This is a genomic window from Streptomyces hokutonensis (genome assembly GCF_042751305.1).
Taxonomy (GTDB): Bacteria; Actinomycetota; Actinomycetes; order Streptomycetales; family Streptomycetaceae; genus Streptomyces; species Streptomyces hokutonensis_A.
In genome coordinates this window covers 116,313-139,326 of sequence record NZ_JBHYWD010000009.1, presented here as the reverse complement: position 1 = coordinate 139,326, position 23,014 = coordinate 116,313, and the positions used below count along the sequence as shown (strand labels likewise).

General features: G+C 71.0%; 22 protein-coding genes. 7 read left to right on the top strand and 15 right to left on the bottom strand.

Annotation, left to right across the window (positions count from 1 at the left end; all coding sequences use genetic code 11):
- Nucleotides 1-115: 115 nt before the first annotated feature.
- Nucleotides 116-2,899 carry a penicillin acylase family protein gene (locus ACFXC1_RS24315; protein ID WP_381245758.1) on the bottom strand — a complete coding sequence of 928 codons (2,784 nt, stop codon included), beginning with the start codon at nucleotides 2,897-2,899 and terminating at the stop codon, nucleotides 116-118.
- Nucleotides 2,900-3,120: 221 nt separating this feature from the next.
- Here ACFXC1_RS24315 and ACFXC1_RS24310 point away from each other — a divergent pair, with 221 nt between their 5' ends.
- The gene (locus ACFXC1_RS24310; protein ID WP_381245756.1) at nucleotides 3,121-3,723 is read left to right on the top strand and encodes a hypothetical protein; all 603 of its coding nucleotides are present in this window, start codon (nucleotides 3,121-3,123) and stop codon (nucleotides 3,721-3,723) included.
- Nucleotides 3,724-3,867: 144 nt separating this feature from the next.
- Here ACFXC1_RS24310 and ACFXC1_RS24305 read toward each other — a convergent pair whose 3' ends face one another.
- Nucleotides 3,868-4,659: a G1 family glutamic endopeptidase gene (locus tag ACFXC1_RS24305; protein WP_381245754.1), complete on the bottom strand. Its 792-nt coding sequence runs from the start codon at nucleotides 4,657-4,659 to the stop codon at nucleotides 3,868-3,870.
- Between the two features lie 239 nt (nucleotides 4,660-4,898).
- On the opposite strand from ACFXC1_RS24305, the gene ACFXC1_RS24300 reads away from it, so the two are divergent.
- A complete protein-coding gene (locus tag ACFXC1_RS24300) occupies nucleotides 4,899-5,837 on the top strand; it encodes a hypothetical protein (RefSeq protein ID WP_381245752.1) in 939 nt (312 codons plus the stop codon).
- A 72-nt stretch (nucleotides 5,838-5,909) separates the two neighbouring features.
- A complete protein-coding gene (locus tag ACFXC1_RS24295) occupies nucleotides 5,910-6,638 on the top strand; it encodes a 3-keto-5-aminohexanoate cleavage protein (protein WP_381245751.1) in 729 nt (242 codons plus the stop codon).
- Here ACFXC1_RS24295 and ACFXC1_RS24290 read toward each other — a convergent pair.
- Nucleotides 6,620-7,081 carry a GNAT family N-acetyltransferase gene (locus ACFXC1_RS24290; RefSeq protein WP_381246124.1) on the bottom strand — a complete coding sequence of 154 codons (462 nt, stop codon included), beginning with the start codon at nucleotides 7,079-7,081 and terminating at the stop codon, nucleotides 6,620-6,622. The genes ACFXC1_RS24295 and ACFXC1_RS24290 overlap by 19 nt on opposite strands.
- A 198-nt stretch (nucleotides 7,082-7,279) precedes the next feature.
- Here ACFXC1_RS24290 and ACFXC1_RS24285 point away from each other — a divergent pair, with 198 nt between their 5' ends.
- Complete coding sequence (locus ACFXC1_RS24285) at nucleotides 7,280-8,347, top strand: RNA ligase (ATP) (RefSeq protein ID WP_381245750.1); 1,068 nt, start codon at nucleotides 7,280-7,282, stop codon at nucleotides 8,345-8,347.
- Between the two features lie 393 nt (nucleotides 8,348-8,740).
- Here ACFXC1_RS24285 and soxR read toward each other — a convergent pair whose 3' ends face one another.
- Entirely contained in the window at nucleotides 8,741-9,250 is a 510-nt protein-coding gene (gene soxR, locus ACFXC1_RS24280; RefSeq protein WP_381245748.1) for a redox-sensitive transcriptional activator SoxR, read from the bottom strand.
- Between the two features lie 125 nt (nucleotides 9,251-9,375).
- On the opposite strand from soxR, the gene ACFXC1_RS24275 reads away from it, so the two are divergent.
- On the top strand, nucleotides 9,376-9,837 hold the full coding sequence (locus ACFXC1_RS24275; RefSeq protein WP_381246122.1) for a MaoC family dehydratase: 462 nt from the start codon (nucleotides 9,376-9,378) through the stop codon (nucleotides 9,835-9,837).
- Nucleotides 9,838-9,862: 25 nt separating this feature from the next.
- Here ACFXC1_RS24275 and ACFXC1_RS24270 read toward each other — a convergent pair whose 3' ends face one another.
- The 3 genes from ACFXC1_RS24270 to ACFXC1_RS24260 form a co-directional block, all read right to left on the bottom strand.
- A complete protein-coding gene (locus ACFXC1_RS24270; RefSeq protein WP_381245746.1) occupies nucleotides 9,863-10,486 on the bottom strand; it encodes a TetR/AcrR family transcriptional regulator in 624 nt (207 codons plus the stop codon).
- 83 nt (nucleotides 10,487-10,569) lie between these two features.
- A complete protein-coding gene (locus ACFXC1_RS24265) occupies nucleotides 10,570-10,815 on the bottom strand; it encodes a YiaA/YiaB family inner membrane protein (protein WP_019066249.1) in 246 nt (81 codons plus the stop codon).
- 77 nt (nucleotides 10,816-10,892) lie between these two features.
- On the bottom strand, nucleotides 10,893-12,044 hold the full coding sequence (locus tag ACFXC1_RS24260; protein WP_381245744.1) for an acyl-CoA dehydrogenase family protein: 1,152 nt from the start codon (nucleotides 12,042-12,044) through the stop codon (nucleotides 10,893-10,895).
- Between the two features lie 107 nt (nucleotides 12,045-12,151).
- On the opposite strand from ACFXC1_RS24260, the gene ACFXC1_RS24255 reads away from it, so the two are divergent.
- The gene (locus ACFXC1_RS24255; protein ID WP_381245743.1) at nucleotides 12,152-12,793 is read left to right on the top strand and encodes a TetR/AcrR family transcriptional regulator; all 642 of its coding nucleotides are present in this window, start codon (nucleotides 12,152-12,154) and stop codon (nucleotides 12,791-12,793) included.
- A gap of 115 nt (nucleotides 12,794-12,908) precedes the next feature.
- Complete coding sequence (locus ACFXC1_RS24250) at nucleotides 12,909-13,829, top strand: DMT family transporter (RefSeq protein ID WP_381245741.1); 921 nt, start codon at nucleotides 12,909-12,911, stop codon at nucleotides 13,827-13,829.
- Nucleotides 13,830-13,843: 14 nt separating this feature from the next.
- On the opposite strand, the gene ACFXC1_RS24245 is transcribed toward ACFXC1_RS24250, so the two are convergent.
- The 8 genes from ACFXC1_RS24245 to ACFXC1_RS24210 all read right to left on the bottom strand — a co-directional run bounded on the left by ACFXC1_RS24245 (nucleotide 13,844) and on the right by ACFXC1_RS24210 (nucleotide 22,944).
- Nucleotides 13,844-14,926 carry a Zn-dependent alcohol dehydrogenase gene (locus ACFXC1_RS24245; protein ID WP_381245740.1) on the bottom strand — a complete coding sequence of 361 codons (1,083 nt, stop codon included), beginning with the start codon at nucleotides 14,924-14,926 and terminating at the stop codon, nucleotides 13,844-13,846.
- Nucleotides 14,927-14,945: 19 nt separating this feature from the next.
- Nucleotides 14,946-16,334 (bottom strand): aldehyde dehydrogenase family protein, encoded by a 1,389-nt coding sequence (locus tag ACFXC1_RS24240; RefSeq protein ID WP_381245738.1) that lies wholly within the window; start codon nucleotides 16,332-16,334, stop codon nucleotides 14,946-14,948.
- Nucleotides 16,335-16,432: 98 nt separating this feature from the next.
- Complete coding sequence (locus ACFXC1_RS24235; protein WP_381245736.1) at nucleotides 16,433-16,885, bottom strand: DUF3574 domain-containing protein; 453 nt, start codon at nucleotides 16,883-16,885, stop codon at nucleotides 16,433-16,435.
- A 20-nt stretch (nucleotides 16,886-16,905) separates the two neighbouring features.
- Nucleotides 16,906-18,240 carry an ABC transporter ATP-binding protein gene (locus ACFXC1_RS24230; protein ID WP_381245734.1) on the bottom strand — a complete coding sequence of 445 codons (1,335 nt, stop codon included), beginning with the start codon at nucleotides 18,238-18,240 and terminating at the stop codon, nucleotides 16,906-16,908.
- 156 nt (nucleotides 18,241-18,396) lie between these two features.
- Nucleotides 18,397-19,134, bottom strand: a complete 738-nt coding sequence (locus ACFXC1_RS24225; protein WP_381246120.1) for a class F sortase — start codon at nucleotides 19,132-19,134, stop codon at nucleotides 18,397-18,399.
- A 372-nt stretch (nucleotides 19,135-19,506) separates the two neighbouring features.
- Nucleotides 19,507-20,124: a hypothetical protein gene (locus ACFXC1_RS24220; protein ID WP_381245732.1), complete on the bottom strand. Its 618-nt coding sequence runs from the start codon at nucleotides 20,122-20,124 to the stop codon at nucleotides 19,507-19,509.
- Nucleotides 20,125-20,236: 112 nt separating this feature from the next.
- Nucleotides 20,237-21,475 (bottom strand): MFS transporter, encoded by a 1,239-nt coding sequence (locus tag ACFXC1_RS24215; RefSeq protein ID WP_381245730.1) that lies wholly within the window; start codon nucleotides 21,473-21,475, stop codon nucleotides 20,237-20,239.
- Between the two features lie 23 nt (nucleotides 21,476-21,498).
- Nucleotides 21,499-22,944, bottom strand: a complete 1,446-nt coding sequence (locus tag ACFXC1_RS24210; RefSeq protein WP_381245728.1) for a CitMHS family transporter — start codon at nucleotides 22,942-22,944, stop codon at nucleotides 21,499-21,501.
- Nucleotides 22,945-23,014: the final 70 nt, after the last annotated feature.

Here is a 23,014-nt window from a genome sequence, read left to right as displayed (position 1 = left end):
GCGCCGCCCCCCGCCCCCCGCGCCCGCCCCCCCCCCCCCCCCCCCCGCCCGCGGGGGGGGGGGGGGGGGGGGGGGGGGGGCGCGCGCGCCCGCCCCCCCCCCCCCCGCTCAGGCGTCACCGGTGTGACGTGTACTCCACCACTTGCTGGAAGGTGGGCCGGTTCTGCCAACTGATGTTGTAGTGCTTGATGCCGCCCAGGGTGCGCTGGACGATCGAGTCGGCGCACCACTGGTCGCCCGCCGAGCACAGCGAGTCCCCGGGGTAGACCGTGGCCGCGGTGGTGCCGGCCGCCGTCTTCAGGGTGCTGATGAGGATGTCCCGGCAGGCGCTGAGGCTGCCGCCGCCGCAGTACTGCTCGGCGAGCGGTCCGGAGACGGTCTGTCCGAGCACGGACCGGATGTCCTTGTCGACGTAGCTCCACCAGCCGTACTGGAAGGAGCTGCCGGCGTGCGACCCGGTCGGGCCGTGGGCGGCGGACGGGGTCTCGTCGATGTACAGGTTGTTGGTGAACGCGGTGTACAGGCTGTCACCGAGGCCCGGTTGGAACTCGGCCTTCACCAGCAGCGGCCACCAGGCGTCGAGGATCCGGATGGCGTCGGAGTTGGCGTAGGTCTTGGACCCGGCCGAGGTCTCCGTGCGCTTGCCGCCCGCGGTCAGCCAGGTCTGCAGCTTGGTGACGGCCGCCGCCGCGGTGGTGTCGGTGACCGTACTGCTGTTGACGACCTTCAGGAGGTCGGGCAGTACGTCCTCGGCGCGCAGGTCGGTGAGGGAGGCGTCCGACATGGCCTTCACCAGCGAGGTTCTGGTGACCCCGCCGGCCGCGACGAGTTTCTTCACCCGGTCGTCGAGGAGGTTGCCCCGGTGGACGGAGCCGTCACCCCAGCTGGCCGTCGTGTAGTTGAGGGCCTGTTTGTTGTTCCAGGAGATGTAGTAGTCCTGGTCGATGGAGTTGGGGTGCGCGGAGGCGGGGGTGTAGTCGGAGGTGTTGGTGGTGGGGTCCCAGTTCTGCCACTCGTAGGCGGCCTGGCCCCAGACCGGGAACTCGGGGTCGACGCCGCTGGGCCGCACCGGGTTGTTGCCGCTGTTGTAGTACGCGGTGTGCTGGGAGTCGGCGTAGAACCAGTTGAACGTGAAGTTGATGTGCTGCGCGGCGGTCTGGAAGGTCTGCGGACTCTTCACGTAGTCCGGGTCGTTGAGCATCTGGAAGCCGATGATCGAGTCGGCCTCATGCATGTAGGAGGAGCGCAGGGTGGTGTAGGCGACCTTTTTCCCGCCGACGGTCGCTCTGTATTCGACGGGTCCGTACTTGGTCTTCCACACTCTCATCGTGTACGACCCGGCCGCGGTGCCGTCGGCCGTGGTGGGCTTCCAGGAGTTCTTCTGCTCGATCTCGTCCATGGCCGTGCAGGTGCCGTGGAAGAGGTAGTGGTAGTCGTCCGTGCAGAGTTCGACGGCGTAGGTGTCGATGATGTCCTGGCCGGAGGTGGTGGCGGACCACGAGTAGTCCTGGCCGCGGCCGAGTTCGACGTACATGCTCAGGCCCGCGAAGGAGGCGCCGCGGGCGCTGATGCCCGGGCCCTGGATCTCCTGGAGCATGAGCAGCTGGGGGGCGAAGTAGCCGGTCTGCGGTCCGAAGACGGCGATCGGGTGGCCGCTCGCGGTGTACTTGCCGCTCACCACAAGGGCGTTGGACATCCCGCGCTTCGCGGAGCTGAGGGCGGTGGCGGTCGCCGCGGCGGAGGCCGCGGAGGCGCTCTGGTCGGCGCCGGTGCCGGTGGCGTCGTAGACGAGCGGCTCGGTCGTCACCGAACCGGAGTCCGGCAGGGCCTCGCCCTGGGCGGTGGTGGGCTTGGTGCCGTAGGGGAAGCTCTCGCCGTTGTGGACGGTGAGGACGGCCTCGGGGTCGTTGCGTTCGCGGAAGGACTCCCAGACCTTGGTGCCCTCGGTCACGCCGTACTTCTCCTGGGCGGCGAGCAGCGAGATGGCGTTGTTGACCTCGCCGCCACCGCCGGAGCCGAAGAGCGAGCCGATGACGGAGGCCAGCGCGACCAGGTCGGTGATCTTGAAGTGGTCGATCGTGCCGGCGTTGGTGATCGAGTCCTTGTGGCCGGTGAGGACGTACTCGCCGGGGAAGTAACGGCCGCTGTCCGAGGCGTCGATGTAGGCGTTGATGCCGGCCAGGTAGGCGTTGGCGTCGGCGAGGGCCTGCTGGCCGCGGGCGCCGTTGTTGGCGACGGCGTTGTCGATCTGGGACTGGAGCTCGGCCTCGGAGTACGGGGCGTTGCGGTAGAACTCCTGCTCAAGGCCCTGGTTGGAGGTCGCGCCGCCGGCGAAGGTGGTCAACTGGCCTCGTCCGACGTGCCGGAAGACGTCCATCAGCCACAGCCGGTCCTCGGCCGCCGCGTAGCCGGCGCCGTACTCGGTGCCGTAGCGCGTCGTACCTGTGATGTGCGGCACACCGGTCGCCTTGTCGCGGACGATGGTCACATCGGTACGGCCGCTGGGGTTCTCGGTCGAGGCGACGTTGGCGGCGGGGACCCCGAACGAGGCGTCGTTGAAGAAGGTGTTGATCTTCGCGTCGGTCAGCGTGGAGGCGCCCGTGGCCAGGTTGGCGTAGGGGCCGAGCTGGTCTTCGGCGTGCGCGGGCTGGGAACCGAAGGCCTGGTTCAGCAGGATCTGGGCGAGGGTGGCGTTGCCGTTCTCGCCGGCCGGGAGGATGTCCGAGCACTGGCCGCCGCAGTAGTCGTTCGAGGCGGTCGCAGCCGTAGCGGTCCCCTGGGCAAGAGGGGACAAAAGGGCAGCAATGAGGGCGCATACGGATGCGGCCTTCAGGAACCCGGGGAATCTTCCGGGAGTTCTCAGTCTGTCGAGCAAGTTACGTGGGGTGCGCCGAGGCATGACGGCTCCTACCGACGGGGGTGTGGCCGGACGTTACCGCCGGTATCCCCGGGATTGAAGATGAACATGCGTCAAGTTTTGGATGAGCAGGAGCGGCTTATGGGGGCCATCGGAAATCGGATGGAGCCAAATCGCTTGTCGATACGTCTATTCGGCGACGTCCGTACGACGACGCCGAGGTGACCGAAGTACAGGTGCAGGTGTGACGGAGGTGCAGGGCGATGGCCGGTTTCCGGAGTCTGGCGAGACAGGTGCGAGACCCTCGGTGCGATCTGGCGCTGCGGCGCTACTCGCTGCGCAAGTGCCTTGAGCGGTTCGCCCCTTATGGGCACAGGGCGACCTGGGACCACTTGAGCTCCCGGGCCGGGTTCGGACCCGAGGACCGCTCCCCCGACCCGGCGCGGCTCGTGGCCGCACTGGACGAGTTGGAGGAGGCGCGCAAGGTCTGGCTCGCCTATGAGGCGGGGTTCGCCGAGCGCCGCAAGAAGGAGAAGCACGACGGGCTGCGCCGCCCGGGCAGCGTGGACGACTGGCACCGGCTGACCTGGGGCGGCTTCGGAGTCGCCTGGTGCGACGACCCCCGTCTCCACCCCCATGAACCACTGGCCGAGGTGCTGCGACGGCTGATCGCCGCCCTGGAGCGCGAACCGGGTTCCGTGTGCCCGGTGTGCGCCGGGGAGCGCCTCCTGTGGAAGTACGACCTGGCCCACGAACCGTCCTCGGGCCCGGTCTGCACCGACTGCGGCATCGTCGTCCCGCGTCCGGTGCTCACGCCCGAGGCCCTGGCCTACGCCAGGCGCGGACGGCTGCTGATGTCGGCCTGAACCGGGGCAAACGAAGAAGGGCGCCAGGGGTGCGCCGGGGATGCCGCACCCCCTTCTGAGCAAGCCGGTTTGCCCTTGCTCCCGCAACGGCCGAGGCTGCCGACGGCGATCCGTCGACAGCCCCCGAGTGGTGCGCCGCAGGCGTCAGCTGGCCTTCCAGACGTCGGCGAAGCTGCCGGCGGAGATCGAGCCCGGCTGGGCCCGTACGGCGGAGCTGCTGCTCTTCGTCATCACGATCTCGTTCGGCGAGAAGGTGTCCAGGTTGCTGCCGTTGGCCTTGGCGCCGGTGAAGGTCACGGTGCCGAAGTTGGCGAGGCTCGCGACCGAGCCGCCGACCTCGGGGGCCTCGGCGACGACCTCGGCGGAGGCGTTCTTGAAGCCGGACGAGCCCGCGTGCGTGGTCGTCTTGGTCCAGCCCTCGGTGGAGTCGGCGAGGGTCATGGTGAAGGTGGAGCCGGTGTAGGTCACGGTCGCGGTGAACTTGTCGCCGCCCTTGACGGTGACACCGGAGTACGCGCTCTCGGAGGCGGGCAGCACCTCCCACCAGGCGCCGTAGGTGGCCTTGCCGCCGATGCAGTCGGCCTCCGTACCGGTCTGCTCCAGCGCGGAGTTGCTGTAGCCGTCGAGACCGACCCAGAACGACGAGTACGTGGTGGCCGAGGAGCAGGTGACGGTCGGCTGGGTCCAGGACGAGGTCACCGACGTGTAGGCGCCGGTCGAGCCGGTGGCCGCGTAGCCGGACCAGTTGGTGGACGAGACGGTGGCGTTGACCTTGCCCGGCTGCGCGAGCCCGCGCAGGGTGTGGCTCTCGTGGCTCGCTATGGACTGGGTGAGTTGGGCAGGGGTGTTCGAGGCGGCCGACGAGGGCGTGGCCAGGGCGGCGGTGAGGGCTGCGGCGGTGACGAGAACGAACCCGGCGGAAGATCTCGGGGACATGACTCTCCGTCATTCGAGGGGGTGGGGGGACTGCCGTGACGGCAGTGGACAGCAGCTTCCGCGAGCCTTCATGGGCATGGCAAGACGGTCAAGGCCCTTCAGTCTTGAGGGAATTGGCGGCGCAACAACTGAGAAATCTGACAGGTTCACTCAAATTTGATCAATCACCGGGCAAGACTGACCAAACTTCAGGGCAACGGTCTTCCGCCCCACGGCCGCCCTGACCTCAGCTGGAGTGCGTGACTTCCAGACCGGAGTACGCGACGCCCGGAACCGGGGCGATGCCGTTCCACGAGGCGCTGCGCGCGGCCATCGCGGCCAGCGGGCTGAGCCTGGACCGGATCCAGGACCGGCTGCTGCGGCGCGGTACGCCGGTGGCGTCGGCGACGCTCAGCTCCTGGCAGTCCGGGCGCTACCAGCCCGAACGGCAACGGTCGTTGGCGGCACTGACCGTACTGGAGGACGTCCTGCGGCTGCCGCCCGGCGCGCTCTCCGGACTGCTCGGACCGCCCCGGCCACGAGGCCGCTGGCTGCCACCGGTCGGCGACCACCCGGATCTGGCCCGGGTCTGGTCGGACCATGGCGACCTCACCGCCGTCCTCGCCGCGCTCGACACCCGCTGGGACGACAGCCTGACCCGGCTCAGCTGCCACAACCGGGTCGACGTGGACGCCGACCGCAGCGTCCGCTCCATGACCAGCCGCCGGCTGCTGCGCGCCGAGGCGGACGGCGCGGACCGCTGGATCGCCCTGTACCGCCTCGACGCCCCCGGCCCGCTGCCGCGGTTCCGCCCGGCGGCCCCGGCCCGGCTGGGCACCGTCGTCGAACTGCCCGCCGAGGGGCTGGTCGCGGCCGAGCTGCTCTTCGACCGCCCGCTGGCCCGCGGCGAGACCGTCATCGTCGACTACACGGTCGAGCACCGGGACCCGCGCCCGTACTCCCTGCGCGCCGAGACGACGATTCATGTGCCGATGCGCGAACACCTGCTGGAAGTCCGGTTCGCGAAGGGGGCGCTGCCTCGCGCGTGTTACTCGTTCCGCACGAACGGCCTCGACTCCCGCGCCGGTGCCGCGCGGCCCAGGGAGCAACGGCTGCGGGTGGACGCGTCGGGGTCGGTGCACGCGGTGGCGCTGGGGGTGGGGCTCTGCCGGGTGGGGATCCGGTGGGTGTGGGACTGAGGGGCCGGCCGACGGGCGGGCGTCGTCAGTGGACGGGCGGGCGTCGTCAGTGGCGGGTGGCACCATCGGGGCATGGTGCAGGTCTGTCTCAACGGGGTCCGTGGGGCCGTCGACGGGGTGATGGTGCCGGTCTCGCCGGGGGCGATGGCGGACGCCGCGGCCGAGGCCGTCGCGGTGGGGGCCACGGAGATACATGTCCATCCCAAGTCCCCTTGTGGGGACGACACGTTGTCGCCGCGCGTCCTCGCGGTGACGCTCGACGTGATACGGGCGCGGGTGACGGTGCCGGTCGGTGTGACCACCGGTGCCTGGGCCGAGCCGGAGCCCGCCGCCCGTCTCGAGCGGGTGCGCGGCTGGACCGTGCTGCCCGACCACGCCTCGGTCAACTGGCACGAGCCGGGCGCCGAGGAGGTCGCGGCGGTGCTGCTGGACCGGGGTGTCGGTGTGGAGGCCGGTATCTGGTCCGGCACGGACGGGGCCGCCCGGTTCGCCGTCTCACCGCTCCGCTCGAAGGTGCTGCGGGTCCTCGCGGAGGTGACCGACCCCGACGCGGACACGGCGGAAGCGTCCGCGCGTGCCCTCCTCGCCGAGCTGGACACCGACCACGGCCGCCCTGTTCTGCTGCACGGTGAGGACGGCGGCGCCTGGCCGGTGCTCCGGCTCGCGGGGCGGCTGGGGCTCGCGACCCGAATGGGCCTGGAGGACACGCTGTACCTGCCGGACGGCCGACGGGCCCTGTCCAACGCGCAGTTGGTCACCGAGGCGCTGGTCCAGTACGGAGGTCAGGAAGGCGCCGCGTAACAACTGACGGCCACCGTCTGCTGCGGGCTCCATCGCTGCTCGACCGTGGCCATCTTCTCCCAGCCCAACCGCTCGTACAGGGCGGCGGCCGCGGTATCGGTGGTGACGACGTCGAGCACCGGGTGCAGGCCGTGCCGCCGCGCCTCCCGCACCGCCCGGCCGATCAGCAGTGCGCCGATCCGATGCCCCCTCGCCTGCGGGGAGACGAACAGTCTGCCGACGACGGCGGCCGTACCCGGCGGCACCCCCGTCCGCTCGCCCCACAGCACCGGCGCCAGATCGCCTTCGCCGGCGGGCGCCAGACCGACATGCCCGACGAGGCGGCCTTCGCGTTCGGCGACCCAGGAACCCAGCGAGGGGCCGTGGGTCAGCCACTCACCGGGCCGGTCGGGCCAGTTGACCGGATAGCCGTCGTGCGCGTGGACCTCCGCGAGGACCCGCACGCACTCCTCGACGTCGCCGTCGGTCCTCTCCCGGATGTCCACTCCGGAATGGAAACACAAGCCACGGAGTCACGACCAACCGGTTTCGACGCCGGCCGCGGGCCGGCCCTAGCAGCCGATATTCCACTCGCTCAACCCGGTTTCGGATCAGGACAGTTGGAGGCGATGAAACCCAGCTGAGGAACCCGAGGAGTCCCGATGTCGACGCTGCGCGTCACCGCCGAAGTGCTGACCGTCCATGAACACCCGAACGCCGACGCCCTCGAACTGGCCCAGGTCGGCCTGTACCGGGCCGTCGTCGCCAAGGGCGAGTACCGCACCGGTGACACCGCCGTCTACATCCCCGAGCAGTCCGTGCTCCCGGCCGCGCTGATCGAGGAGCTGGGCCTGACCGGACGCCTCGCGGGGAGCAACGCCGACCGGGTCAAGGCGGTGCGCCTGCGCGGTGAGCTGTCGCAGGGCATCGTCTGCCGGCCCAAGGCGCTCGCGGACGTGGATCTGGCCCGGGCCGCCCTGGACGGCACCGACTTCGCGGAACTGCTCGGCATCGTCAAGTGGGTGCCGCCGATCCCGCCCACCATGGACGGTGACGTCGAGACCGCGCCCGATCTGCTGCCCTGGGTGGACATCGAGAACATCCAGCGGTTTCCCGGGATATTCGAACCGGGCGAGGCTGTGGTCCTGACCGAGAAACTGCACGGCTCCGCCTGCCTGCTCACCTACTTCTCCGAGGACGGCCGCGTCCAGGTCTCCTCGAAGGGCTTCGGCGCCAAGTCCCTTGCCCTGAAAGAGGATCCGCGCAATCTCTACTGGCGGGCGGTCCTCGCCCACGGCGTCCCCGAGACCGCCGCCCGCCTCGCCGAACGACTCGGCGCGCGCCGCGTCGGCATCTTCGGCGAGGTGTTCGGCGCGGGCGTACAGGACCTCACCTACGGCGCCGACGGCCGCCGCAGCACCCTCGGCTACGCCGTGTTCGACGTCTCCGCCGAGATCGACGGAGCGGTGCGCTGGCTGGACGCGACCGAACTCCTCGACGGGGAGCTGCCGTTGGTGCCCCGGCTGTACGAGGGGCCGTACGACATCGAGCGGGTGCTGGAGGTCGCGAGCGGTCGCGAGACCGTGTCCGGGCGGGAACTGCACCTGCGGGAGGGCGTCGTGATCCGCCCCGCCGTGGAACGCTACAGCCCCGTGACCGGCGGCCGGGCGATCGCCAAGGCGGTGAGCGCCGCGTATCTGACGCGGAAGGGCGGCACGGAGTACGAGTGAGTCCGGGCGCGCGAAGCTCAGGCCGTCGGGGCACGGGGGACGCCACGGCGCGCGTTGGTCGTCGCGGTACACGTGACGGCCGACGCGGTACGAGCGACCACCCGCGCGCGGTCCTCGCCACGGTGCGCGTGACGGCCGACGCGCGCACCCCCGATCGCGGTGCGCGTGACGCCCCGGCGCGCGAAACCCCCACCGCGATGCGGGTGATGGCGCAGCGCACACAGCCGTCGCCGCAGTCGTGCGACGGGCGAAGGGCGACGGGCGAAGGGCGACGGGCGAAGCCGTCGTCGCGGCGCGAGCGACGCCCCCTGCGCTGTCCTCGCCGCGGCGCGGCTGACGGCCGGCGCGCGAACCACTCACCGCGGTACGTGTGACAGCCGGCGTTCCCAGCGCTCAATCGCGTTCCTCGGGGCCGGGATTCGTCCCCCAGCCCCGAGGCCTGTGTGCGCTCGGTTCTGTCATCAGGCGGGAACCCGCGCCCCGTTCGCCGATCACGTCGTCCGGGTTGGAGAGGACGCAGGTCGCCAGGGAGAGGCAGCCGCAGCCGATGCAGTCGGTGAGGTGGTCGCGGAGGCGGTTGAGCTGCTTGATGCGTTCGTCGAGTTCGGAGCGCCAGGCCTCGGAGAGGTGGGCCCAGTCCTCGCGGGTCGGGGTGCGCTCCTCGGGGAGTTCGGCGAGCGCCTCGCGGATGGTGGCCAGCGGGATGCCGACGCGCTGGGCGGCCCGCACGAAGGCGACCCGGCGCAGGGTGTCACGGGTGTACCGGCGCTGGTTGCCCGTGGTGCGGCGGCTGCTGATCAGACCCTTGGCCTCGTAGAAGTGCAGGGCGGAGACGGCGGCACCGCTGCGCGCGGCGAGTTGGCCGACGGTCAGCTCGTGGATCTTCTCGGGAATCTGGGGCACCCCTCGAACCCTACCCATCCACCGGCACAGGTGTTCCGTTGACAGCGGCCCGGCATACGACCATGCTAAGCAGTTGCTTAGGCATGTAGGAACAGACGATGCTGGATGACGTGAGAGGCCGGGACATGGCAGAGCCGAGGATCTTCACCTCCGTCGACGACCTGCGGGCGGCGGTCGGCGAGCAGCTGGGGTACAGCGACTGGGTGGAGGTGGACCAGAAGCGGATCGACCTGTTCGCGGACGCGACGGGCGACCACCAGTGGATCCACGTGGACCCTGAGAAGGCCGCGGCGGGCCCCTTCAAGACGACCATCGCGCACGGCTACCTCACCCTGTCGCTGCTCCCGCTCTTCGGACCGCAGCTCATCAAAGTCGAGGGCGTGAAGATGGGCGTCAACTACGGGACGAACAAGGTCCGTTTCCCCGCCCCCGTCCCGGTCGACTCCCGGCTGCGCGCCACCGCGACGATCACCGGCGTCGACGACGTACCGGGCGGCGTCCAGGTGACGGTCACGTTCACCGTGGAGCGCGAGGGCGGCGACAAGCCGGTGTGCGTGGCCGAGTCGGTGTCGCGCTACTACCTCTAGGCGGCCAAACCCCGCACGACGGCGGCTAGTTGGCCCCCACCATCCGCAGTACGAGGTCGGCGTAGAGCGCGCCGACCTCCTCGGGCGTCCGGGGGCCGTCGAGGCTGAACCAGCGCGCCACGTCGATGCACAGCGACAGGATCGCGAGGGTCGTGCCCTTCACGTCCGGCACGTCGAAGGAGCCGTCCGCGACCCCGTCCTCGACGATCCCGCGCACCTCGGCGTCGACCTGCCGGCGCAGCGCGAGGATCTCGGCGCGGGCGTCCGGGCCGAGCGAGTCGAGTTCGTACTGCACGACCCGCGCGGTGGTACGGCCGCCCGCGTGCCAGCGCACGAAGGAGCTGACGGCGTCGGCGAGCCGCTCGGCGGCGCTGCCCTCGCGCGCCGCCGCCGTCCGCAGGATGTCGAGGGCCTTCTCGTGGCCGATCCTGCTGATCCGGTGGAGCAGCTCTTCCTTGGTCTTGTAGTGGATGTAGAGCGCGGCCGGACTCATCCCGGCGCGGCCGGCGATGTCCCGGGTGGTCGTCGCGTGGTAGCCGCGCTCGGCGAAGGCCTCCACGGCGGCGATCAGCAGCCGCCGGGCCGCGTCGGGCGTGACCTCTGCCCAGGCCTGCGGGTCGCCCGCGGTCGTCTCCTCCGCCGTACTCATCGCTCGTGAACCCCTCTCGATACCTCTCGATGACAAGGGCTCCACCATACCGCCGAACCTGAGCGAGCGCTTAGTCTCCCCGCTCAGAGCTTTTCGAACGGGTTGTAGGTGCCGCGCGCCCCCTCCTGCCGGTCCCGGATCACCTTGGCGAGGGTGAAGGAGGAGGTGACCAGATACAGGACGGCGATCGCGAGGAAGGCCCGCACCCAGGCGTCGGCCTGCAGCTTGAAGATGCCGATGGCGGTCGCCGCGATGGCGACGGAGAAGGACGCGACGGCCTGGCCGTAGAAGGCGGCCGTGTTCTGCGGTTTGCCCGATGCTTCACTCATGGGGACAAGCGTCCGCTCCTACGGCCGCCACCACATCCGTCGGCGTACTCAGCTGACGTACTCAGAAAAGTCAGGCCTCAGAACGCCGAAATCCCCGTCAGCGCACGCCCGATGAGCAGTTTCTGGATCTGGCTGGTGCCCTCGTAGAGGGTCATCACGCGGGCGTCGCGCAGCAGCTTCCCGGCCGGGTACTCATCGATGTAGCCGTAGCCGCCGAAGACCTGGAGCGCGTTGTTGGCGGCACGCACGGCGGCCTCCGAGGCGAAGAGCTTGGCCTTGGAGGACTCGGTCGCGAAGGGCAGGCCCCGGTCGACGAGGTCGGCGACCCGCCAGGTCAGCAGCCGGGCCGCGTCCACGTCGACGGCGATGTCGCTGATGAGTTCCTGGACGAGCTGGTGGTGGGCGATGGGCTTGCCGAACTGCTCGCGCTCACCGGCGTAGCGGACGGCCACGTCCAGCGCGGCCTGGGCGATGCCGACGCAGCCCGCCGCGACCGACATCCGCCCCTTGGCCAGCGCAGACATGGCGACGGAGAAGCCCTTGCCCTCGGGGGCGAGCATGGCGGAGGCGGGGACGCGGACGTCTGCGAGGACGAGTTCGGCGGTCGCCTGGCCGCGCAGGCCGAGCTTGCCGTGGATGGTGCGGCGGGTCAGGCCGGGGCTTTCGGTGGGCACGAGGAAGGCGGAGACGCCCTTGTGGCCGGGCGCGTCGGTGGAGCGGGCGAAGAGCAGGACGACATCGGCCCAACTGCCGTTCGTGATGAACATCTTGGTGCCGTTGATGACGTAGTCGTCGCCGTCGCGGACCGCGCGGGTGGTGAGATTCCCGGCGTCCGATCCCGTACCGGGCTCGGTGAGGCCGAAGCAGCCGACGTACTCGCCGGAGGTGAGCCCCGGCAGCCAGCGCCGCTTCTGCTCCTCGGTCCCCCAGGCCGCGATCGACTTGGCGACCAGGCCGAGCGACACGGAGACGATGCCGCGCACGGAGGAGTCGCCGCGGCCGAGTTCCTCGGTGACCAGGCAGTACGCGAGATGGTCGCCGCCCGAGCCGCCGTACTCCTCGTCGATGGTCAGACCCAGGAAACCGACCCCGCCGAGCTTCTTCACGATGGACCGGTCGACATCCTCGGCGCGGTCCCAGGCGATGACGTGCGGGGCGATCTCGCGCTCCACGAAGTCCTTGGCGAGCCGCCGTACGGCCTCCTGCTCCTCGCTCAGCTCCAGGTTCATTGCGCGTCACCCCAAGTGAAAGGCCGTACACCGACTGCTGCACATTGACTACTGCACATTTAAATTAGCACTGCTAGTTTCGGTCTCGCAGCCCTACTATGTGCGCCATGGCCCGACCGCGCAAGCCCCTCCTCAGCACCGACCGGATCGTCGAGACGGCTCGCATGCTGGTGGACTCGGAGGGGCTGGCGGCCGTCTCCACGCGCCGGCTCGCCGCCGAACTGGGGGTGAGCGGGCCGTCCCTGTACAACCACTTCCGCACCAAGGACCAGATCCTGGAGGCGGTCGCGGACTCGGTGAGCGCGCAGGTCGACCTGTCGATGTTCGAGGACGGCCGCGACTGGCGGACCGCGCTGCGCGACTGGGCCGTTTCCTATCGGTCCGCGCTGCGGGACCACCCCAACATCGTGCCGGTGCTGGCCACCGGGCCCGGGCGGCGGCCGGCGGGGTTGCGGCTCGCGGACGCGGTCTACGGGGCGATGGTCGATGCGGGGTGGCCGCCCGCGCAGGCCACGTCGATCGGGGCGTTGATGCGGTACTTCATCATGGGGTCGGCGCTGGGGTCGTTCGCCGGGGGGTTCGTGGACGACGCGAGTGCGTACGACCCCGCCGACTATCCGCACCTTGGGCAGGCGCATCTCCTGGCTGAGCAGCAGGAGAAGATTGACGAGCGGGCTTTTGAGGTGGGGCTTGCTGCGTTGCTGGACGGGTTGGCGGGGCAGTTCTCGGAGTTGCGGCGGGGCAGGTAGGTTCCGTCGTTTGTCGGGTGGGGGTTCCGTTGTGGCCGGCACCTGGCACAGAACACGAGCCCTGACGTCCGATTTCCGCCAGCCGCACCGCCCCGTCCCCGCCTAACCTCGGGCCATGAAGAACTCCCTCCGACCCGCCGCAGCCGCCGTCGTCACCGTCCTGCTGTGGGCCTCCGCGTTCGTGTCCATCCGGAGTGCGGGCGCCGCCTACTCACCGGGCGCGCTGGCGCTCGGCCGGCTGGCGAGCGGGGCACTGGCGCTGGGCGTGCTCTGTCTCGTACGGCGGGAAGGGGTGCCGCCCCGGTCCGCGTGGCGGGGGATCGCGGTTTCGGGCGCGCTGTGGTTCGGCTTCTACATGGTCGTCCTGAACTGGGGCGAGCAGCAGGTCGACGCCGGCACGGCCGCCCTCGTCGTGAACATCGGGCCGATCCTCATCGCCCTGCTCGGCTCACGGCTGCTCGGTGACGCGATGCCGCCGCGGCTGCTCGCGGGCATGGCGGTGTCCTTCGCCGGTGCGGTGACCGTGGGGCTGTCGATGTCGGGCGAGGGCGGTTCGTCCGTGCTCGGGGTGGTGCTGTGTCTGCTCGCTGCGGTCGCGTACGCCGGTGGTGTCGTCGCCCAGAAGCCGGCCCTGAGCAGTGCCGGCGCGCTCCAGGTGACGACGTTCGGGTGTCTCATCGGGGCCGTGCTGTGCCTGCCGTTCGCGGGGCAGCTGGTCCAGGACGCGGCCGACGCGCCCGTCTCCGCCACGCTCAACATGGTCTACCTGGGCGTCTTCCCGACCGCCCTGGCCTTCACCACCTGGGCCTACGCCCTCGCCCGTACGACCGCCAGCCGCATGGGCGCGACGACGTACGCCGTGCCCGCGCTGGTCGTCCTGATGTCGTGGCTGGCGCTCGGCGAGGTGCCGGGGCTGCTCACGCTGGCGGGCGGGGTGCTGTGTCTCGCGGGTGTGGCGGTGTCGCGGTCCCGGCCGCGAGCGAGGGCGGAGGAGGCTGCGGCGACCACGGAGCCGCAGCCCGAACAGGTGCCGTAGGCAAGGCAGTTCGGTCAGAACACCACCAGTGCCCGGCCGCCCTTTCCCGCCACCATGTTCTCGAACGCCGCCGGAATCCCGGCCAGTTCGATCCGTTCCGTCACCAGTGCGCCCAGGTCCAGGCGGCCGGCCCGTACGTGTTCTGCGAGTACCGGCAGGTCCTTCGCGGGGTCGGAGTTGCCGTAGACGCAGCCGCTCAACGTCCGTCCCCAGTGGAAGAGTTCGAGGGCGTTGAAGGTGATCTGCTGGTCCTTGCCGCCGATGCCGACGACCGTGGTGCGGCCGCCCCGGCGGGTGGACTCCCAGGCGGTGCGGATGGTGACCGCCCGGCCGACGCACTCCACGGCGACGTCGACGCCCTGTTTTCCGGTGAGGGCGCGGATCTCGCGGGCCGTGTTCTCGGAGGCGACCACGTAGTCCGTCGCTCCGGCCGCGCGCGCCAACTCCTCCTTCTCCGGGGAGACATCGACGGCGACGATCTTCGTGGCGCCCGCGATCCGGGCCGCCTGGAGCGCCGACAGACCCACTCCGCCGACGCCGAAGACCGCGACCGTCTCGCCCTCCCGCACCTGCGCCGAGTGGTGCACGGCGCCGTAGCCGGTGAGGACCGCGCAGCCCAGAAGTGCCGCGTCCGTCAACGGGATTCCGTCCGGCAGTGGCAGCGCACAGGCCGCGGACACGACCGTCTCCTCGGCGAACGCCGCCACGTTCAGGCCGGGATGGAGATCGCTGCCGTCGGAGGCGCGGTGGGCGTAGACGTCGGCGGCGCCGTTGAGCGCGTTGGCGCAGAGCCAGACCTCGCCGAGGGTGCAGGCGTGGCAAGTGCCGCAGGACGGGGCCCAGTTGAGGACGACGGGGTCGCCGGGCGAGACATGGGTGACGCCCTCCCCCACCGCCACCACCGTGCCCGCGCCCTCGTGGCCCAGGACCGCCGGGACCGGCACGCGCATGGTGCCGTTGGTCAGGGACAGGTCGGAGTGGCAGACCCCGGCGGCGGCGAGGCGGACACGGACCTGGCCGGGGCCGGGGTCCGGGAGGTCGATCTCGGCGATCTCCAACGGAGCGCCCACGGCGGGCAGTACGGCTGCGCGGACCATGCGAGGACTCCTGAAGGATCTAGAACTGAAGGGACTTGGTCTGGAGGTACTCGGAGAGACCGTGCGCACCCAGCTCCCGGCCCACCCCCGACTGCTTGTAACCCCCGAACGGGGCACGGGGGTTGAAGCGTCCGCCGTTGATGTCGACCTGCCCGGTCTCCAGCCTCCGCGCGAACGCGACCGCTTCCGCCTCCTCACCGGCCCACACCGCGCCCGCCAGGCCGTAGACCGTGCCGTTGGCGATGCGCGCGGCGTCGTCCTCGTCGTCGTAGCGGAGGATGGAGAGGACCGGGCCGAAGATCTCCTCCTGGGCGATCGTCATGTCGGGGGTCACGTCGGCGAAGACGGTCGGGGCGACGAAGTAGCCCTGCGGGGAAGGGGATTCGAGGCCGCCCGCCACCAGGCGCGCGCCCTCTGCCACGCCCTTCTCGATGTAACTCCGCACCCGAGCCCGCTGTTTGGCGCTCACGACCGGGCCGATGCGGTCGCCGTACTTGACGGCGGCGGTCGCGGCCAGTTGCACCGCCTCGTCGTACTGGTCCCGGTGGACCAGCATGCGGGTCCAGGCGCTGCATGTCTGGCCGGAGTTGGACATCACGTTGGCGACGCCGACGTTGACGGCCTTGGCGAGGTCGGCGCTCGGGAGGATGACGTTGGCGGACTTGCCGCCGAGTTCGAGGGCGACCTTCTTGATCGCGGCGCCCGCCGTCGCGCCGATCTGCCGGCCGACCGCCGTGGAGCCGGTGAAGGAGACCAGGTCGACGCCCGGGTGCTCGGCGAGGGCCTGGCCCGCGACCGGGCCGAGGCCGGTGACGAGGTTGAAGACACCGGCCGGGATGCCCGCCTCGTCGACCGCTTCGGCGAACAACTGCGCGGTGAGCGGGGTGTCTTCGGCGGGCTTGAGTACGACGGTGCAGCCTGCCGCGAGCGCCGGGGCGACCTTGGCGACGATCTGGTGGAGAGGGTAGTTCCATGGGGTGATCGCGCCGACCACGCCGATCGGCTCCTGGTGGACGGTCGAGTTGCCGACCTTCTCCTCGAAGGCGTGGGTCGCGGCGAGTTCGGCGTAGGAGCCCGCGACCGCGATCGGCACGCTCGCGTGGACGGCCTGCGAGAAGGCGAGCGGGGAGCCGAGTTCGGCGGTGACCGTCTCGGCGATCTCGTCCTTGCGGGCGATCAGCACGTCCCGCAACTCCCGCAGACGCGCGGCCCGTTCGGCGGGCGGGGTGGCGGCCCAGCCCGGGAGGGCGGCACGGGCGGCACGTACGGCGGTGTCGATGTCGGCGGCCGTGCCGGCCGGTACGCGGTCGATCACCTGCTCGTCGGCCGGATTCACCACGTCGATGGTCTCCCCGCTCGCGGCGGGGCACCAGGTGCCGTCGATGTACATGCCGTCGTGTGCCTTCATCGTGCTGCCTCCCGGGCGTGACTACGTCGTCCGCCTCACAAACTAGCGATGTTAGTTTTCCGGCGCCAGAGACCCCCGGTCACCGGTGCGCGGCCGGGTCAGAAATCGGCCCGGGTCCGGTCGTCCACCCTCCCCACCGACTCCTGCGCGAAGGCCTTCTCGTACGCCCGCCGGATCTCCTCGATCTTCCGGTCGCCCGCACCCGCCGCCGTCACCGGATACAGCAGGATCAGCTCGTACGACCGCTCCTTCTCGATCCTCCCGTTCGCGTCCCGCCACTGCCCGCGCCCGCTCTGCACGGTGAGCCCGTCCGGGAAGTCCGGCGTGACCTCCTTGTCGACGAAGGCCATGAACTGCCGGTCGGTGACCGCCGGTCCGCCGTCCGGCCGCTCGGTGCCGAAGAACAACTGCGTCTCGACGTACGGCGTTCCGCGCGTCGGCGCGGGCGCGGTCTCCGTGTCGAGGCTCGCGTAGGCGGTCGGGGCCGCCGCGGCCAGGAGGAGGCCGGCGGTCGCGAGGGCTGCCCGGTTTCGGGTGAGGCGCACGTTCATGCGCCTATCCGTACCGGTCCTCACTCGTCCAGGTCGGGCAGCCGGGCCGGGGCGGGCGAGATCCGTTCTCCGTGCTGGTCGAAGACGAACAGGTGGGCGATGTCCACGAGGAGCGGGACCTGCATGCCGTGGCGGAGCTGGATGTCAGGGGTGGTGCGGACGACGAGGTCGCCGGGGAGGCGGCCCTCGGGCGGTACGAGGTCGGGTTCCGGGTCGGCCGGGTGGTCGAGTACGACGACCGGGCCGGCGCGCAGCACGCCCGTACGCTCCCGCAGCCGGCCCAGGACACCGCCCTCGCGTCGGCGGCGCCTGACCGGGCGGGTGGGGCGCGGGGCCTCCAACTCCGGTACCACGGCGGGCCGGGAGCCGGTGTTGAAGTGGACGAGGACCTCGTGGCCCTGGAACTCCACGTGCTCGACCAGGCCGCTGATCGCCACCTCGCCGGGGCGGGCGGCGGCGGGCTTGGCGATGCGGATGGCCTCGGAGCGCAGCCCGACGATGACCTCGCGGCCCTGCTGGACGCGGAGCAACTGGTGGTCCAGGCACAGGGGTTCGGGCAGTCTGAGGTACTGCTTGCCGAGGCTGATGGTCATCGCGCCGTCCAACGGGGCCCGGACCAGGCCGCGCAGGAGGTTGATGCGCGGGGTGCCGATGAAAGCGGCGACAAAGACGTTGCGGGGCAGCGCGTAAACCGAACGGGGAGTGCCGAGTTGCTGGAGGACTCCGCCGCGCAGGACGGCGACCCGGTCGCCCAGCGACATGGCCTCCGCCTGGTCGTGGGTGACGTAGACCGTGGTAACGCCCAACTCGCGGGTGAGGGAGGAGATTTCGGCGCGCAGGTGGTTGCGGAGTTTGGCGTCGAGGTTGGAGAGCGGTTCGTCCATCAGGAACGCGGAGGGATGGCGGGCGATGGCCCGGCCCATGGCGACGCGCTGGCGTTCGCCGCCGGAGAGCTGGCTGGGGTAGCGGTCGAGGAGATCCTCGATGCCGAGCATGCGGGCGGTGGCGTCCACGCGCGGGCGGGGGTCGGCGCCGGGGGCCTCGATGCGCAGCGGGAAGCCGATGTTGTCGCGACTGGTCATGCTCGGGTAGAGGGCGAAGTTCTGGAAGACCATCGCCATGTCCCGTTCGGAGGGCGCGAGTTCGTTGGCGTACTCGCCGTCGAGTCTTAACTCGCCCTCCGTTATCTCCTCCAGGCCCGCGATCATGCGCAGCACGGTCGACTTGCCGCACCCGGACGGCCCGAGCAGGACGAGGAACTCCCCCGGCGCGATGTCCAGCGACAGCCTGTCCACCACGCGGGCGCCGCGCGCGTAGGCCTTGCTCACGTCGTGCAGGGAGATGGCGCGTGTCATGACGAGTGCCCCCGGGGGCTCCGCGATCGGATCGCCCCGTACGGGTCGTACGAGGCTTGTGAGTCACGGAAGTTAACGGAATGTGCGCGCCCGGGGGAAGAGACCGGACGGGATCGGGCGGGTCGGTCCGGTTGGTGAGAAAACGGACGATCGCGTTCAGCGCGTGCGGCCGCGTTCGCGGGTCGCGGTGAGGTGGGCGAACACGACGGTGTTGCCCGAGTAGCCGGTCCGGTGGTCGAAGCTGCCACCGCAGGTGATCAGGCGGAGTTCGGGCCGGCCGCGGGCGCCGTAGACCTCCCGGTCGGGGAAGTGCGCCTTCTCGTACGTCCTCACCGCGTCGACCGTGTAGACGGCGGTCCGGCCGTCGGCGCGGCGGGCCTCGATCAGGCGGCCGGGCTTGAGTGCGCCGAGGCCCGCGAAGACGGCGGGGCCGGTCATGGTGTCGAGGTGGCCGACGGCGACGGCGGTGCCCTGCTCGCCCGGGGTGGGCCCGTCCGCGTACCAGCCCACCCGTTTGGGGTCGTCGTCCGGTGGCGCGGACATCTGCCGTCCCCGGCCGAGCCGGAGCGGGACGACCGGGGCGTCGACGCTGAGATAGGGGATGACGAGACCGGTCGCGCGGGAGCGCGGGAGCGGGAGCGGCGGGGGTGCCGGGCGGCCGGAACGGGTCACGGGGTGCGCCGGGGGCTGGTGTTGGCCGCCGCGCGCGTCCGTGCGGGCGTCCGCGGCAGGCGGAGTCGCTCCGTTCGGGCCGGAGGTGCCTGTGGCCGGCGGAGCCGCCCCTGGCGGGCCGGAGGCGTCCGTGGCCGACTGAGTCGCCCGGGCCGCCGGGCCGATGGGGCCCGCGCCCCCGGCACACCGGGCGCCGCCCACCATCAGGACGACGGCCAGCACGACGGTCCGGGCGAGCCGGTAGGCCCGCCTCCGGTACCAGGGCCGGCGACGCCGCACCACACGGGTTGCGGAACGGCCCGGTGTCCCGCAGTTGGCGGTGCGGCCCGATGTCCCGCGCGGGGCGGTGCGGCTGGGTGACCCACGGGAGGCGGTGCCGCCCGATGACCCGCTGGTATTAGTGCGGCCCGATGACCCCCGCGAGGCGCTGCCGCCCGATGACCCGCTGGTATTAGTGCGGCCCGAAGTCCCGCGCGGGGCGGTGCGGCTCGATGTCGCATGGTCGGCCGGGCGCGAGCCCGGGCGCAGGCGGACGGTGTCAGCGCCCCGCGCCCGGGTGGGGCGCGGGGCGGCGCTGGAGTTCATCGCATCCGCTCAGGACGCACCGTGGGGACGGCGGCGCAGCCGGAACCAGACCACCCCGCCGACCGCGGTCAGGCCCACCGCGGCGGCACCGGCGAGCGGGGTCAGGGCCGCTTCCCGGGCCAGCCCGCCGCCACCGGCGGGCGGACCGCCGTTGGGACCGCCCGATCCGCCGCCGGGACCGCCGGTGCCACCGCCGGGACCGCCGCCGGGCGGCGGCGTCGGGCAGTCGACCTTGAAGACCTTGTGCTTGCCCGCGCCGTGCTCGCCGACGAAGTTCCAGGTCAGCTTGTACATGCCGTTCGGGAGCGTCGCGATGGGCATGGTGTGGCCGGTGCCACTGGTGAGCGTGATGGAGCCGGTACGGGTCGCGCCGCCCAGGACCGGCGGCTGGGTCTCGATGGACCAGGTGACCTGCTGGATCGTGTCGAAGTTGAACGCGTCGAGGTAGAAGTCGCAGACCTTCGGCTCGTTGCGCTGGTCGGTGAAGGGCGTGCCCACCTCGTGAATCTTGACGTCTCCGTTGTCACCGGGGGCGGCGACCGCGCCGGGCGCGCCGGCGACGACGGTTGCCGCGGCGGCGAGAACCGTCCAGGCGGCGGCTCGACGGGGCAGGAATGAGGTCGGCATGAACAGCCCTCCGAATCAGGTGATTATCGTACGAATCGCTCTTTAACCTGATTCCCTTTCACATCCGGCCCGCCGAATGTGTGCGCAGCGCCGTACGCGCCGTCAGACAGCGCTAGATATCGCCCTTCCGGCTCAAGGACGGCCGCCCGCGCCGGGCACCGCCGGGAGCCGTCCGCTCCCTGGCGGCACCGCCCGGCGAGCGCAGCGCGGCCCCCGCCGAGAGCACCAGCAGCGCGCCGAGCATCACGAACGGCGCCGCCACTCCCGCGACCCCGGCGACGAGACCCGCGCCGGCGGGCGCGGCGACCTGGCCGAGCCGGTTGCCGGTGAGACGCAGCGCGAGCGCGGTGGAACGGGCGCCGTCGGGAGCGGCCTGCACGACCGTCGTCATGGAGAGCGGCTGGCCGACGCCGAGGCAGAAGCCGAGCACGGCGAGCATCAGACCGATCGCCCACACCGGTACCGGCAGCGCGATGCCCGCGCACAGGACGCCCGCGAGGAGGCAGGTCGCGGTCAACAGGGCAGCCCTGCCGAGCAGTTGGAGGAGCGGGGTGAGGACCAGGCGGCATGCGATGGTGGCCGCCGCGCGGATGCTGAGCAGGACGCCGATCACCGAGGGCGCGATGCCCCGGTGTTCGCCGACCACCGGGAGGTAGGCGGTGAGGATGTCGGTCGCGGACAGCACGGAGAGGCTGACGAAAATGCCCGCGGGCACACCCCTCGCGCCGAGGATGCTCCGCATGGGCACGCGATCGCCTTGCCGGGTACGGGACTTGACGGCCGTACGGTCCTCGATGCGCCACAGGGACGTGAACGACACGGCGGCGCCCGCGCCCGCGACGAGCAGGGCGAGGGCGCTGGTGCCGGCCATGTCGGAGCCGCCGATCAGGGCACCCGCGGCGATGGGGCCGACGAGCTGGCCGAGGGAGACACCGATGGTGAAGTGGCCGAAGTTGCGGTCCTGTTCGTGCGGGGCGGACTGGCGGGCGACGAGCGACTGGGCGCCGATCACGAAGCAGAGGTGGCCCAGGCCCATCACCCCGCTCCACATCGCCATCGCCCAGAGGGAGTTGGCCAGTCCGCTCAGTGCGCAGCCGCCGGAGATCAGGACCACGCCGACGGGCAGCAGGGGTGCGCAGCGGCCGTAGTCGGTACGGCGGCCGAGCGGTACGGCGGCGAACAGCGGGAGCAGCGCGTACACGCCGGCGACGACGCCGACCGCCCGCTCGTCCGCGCCGAGGGCGAGGGCCCGGTAGGAGACGGCGGGACGGGCCATCGACACCGCCCCCTGCGTGAAGCTGAAGGCGATGACGAGGCGGAGCAGCCAACCGCGGTTCCTGCCGGGCGCCATGGTCAAGTCCTTTGTCGTGTCGGTCAGATGATGCCGAACAGGATGCCTGCCCCGAGGACGACGAGCGATGTCAGGGCCGCCCACTTGACCACGAACCGTGTGTGGTCGCCGAACTCCACCTTGGCCATGCCGACCAGGACGTACACGGCGGGCACCAGCGGGCTCGACATGTGCAGGGGCTGGCCGACGAGGGAGGCGCGGGCGATCTCCAGGGAGGAGACGCCGTGCGCCTGGCCCGCCTCGGCGAGCACGGGGAGGATGCCGAAGTAGAAGCCGTCGTTCGACATGAAGTACGTGAGCGGGATGCTGAGCACGCCGGTGACGAAGGCCATGTGCGGGCCCATGCCGTCGGGGATGTTGTCGACCAGCCAGGTCGCCATGTGGTCGACCATGCCGGTGCCCTGGAGGACGCCGGTGAAGACGGCGGCGGCGAAGACCATGCCGGAGACGTTGAGGACGTTCTCCGCGTGGGCGCCGAGGCGGGCCTTCTGGTCGGGCATGTGGGGGAAGTTGACGGTCAGGGCGAGCGCGGCGCCGAGCAGGAACAGCACCGGGATCGGCAGCCACTCCATGATCATGGCGGTGAGCAGGGTGACCGTGAGCAGCGCGTTGAACCAGTAGAGCTTGGGGCGCAGGGTCGGGCGGTTGGGGTCGAGGCCGCGGAAACCGTCGTCCTCGTCGGGCAGTTCGGCGTCGGCGTCCGTGCCGGAGCCCGAACCACCGGTCCGCGCCCGCTTGCTGCCCTCCCCGCCGCCGGCTCCCACGAGCACCGTCTCCGACTCGGCGGGCTCCTCGACGAGCACCTCGTCCAGCGTCAGCACGCCGAGCCGCTTGCGTTCGCGGCGGCCGAGGACGTACGCGAGGACGAACACGCCCAGCAGGCCCACGGCGAGGGCCGGGATCATCGGGACGAAGATGTCGCCGGCGTTGAGCTTCAGGGCCGTCGCGGCACGGGCGGTCGGGCCGCCCCAAGGGAGCGTGTTCATCACGCCGTTGGCCATGGCGGCGACACCGGTCATCACGACCAGGCTCATCTTCAGGCGCTTGTACAGCGGGTACATCGCCGAGACGGTGATCATGAAGGTGGTCGAGCCGTCGCCGTCCAGGGAGACGATCGCGGCGAGGACCGCGGTGCCGACCACGATGCGCAGGGGGTCGGCCTTGCAGAACTTGAGGATGCCTCGCACGATCGGGTCGAAGAGACCCACGTCGATCATCACACCGAAGTAGACGATCGCGAACATGAGCATCGCCGCGGTGGGCGCGAGGCTGGTGACGCCGTCGATCACGTAGTCGCCGAGCTTGCCGCCCTTTCCGACGAAGACGCAGAACAGCGCGGGTATCAGGACGAGCGCCGCGATCGGCGACATCTTCTTCAGCATGATCAGGACCAGGAAGGTCGCGATCATGGTGAAGCCGAGGATGGTCAGCATGAGTGGAACACCTAACGTTCGCCTTTGAACTCCCACCAGGAGCGGCAGTGCGATGACGTTAGGTCGCGCAAAGCTGCGTTAACAAGATGTTGACGTGCGAGCAATA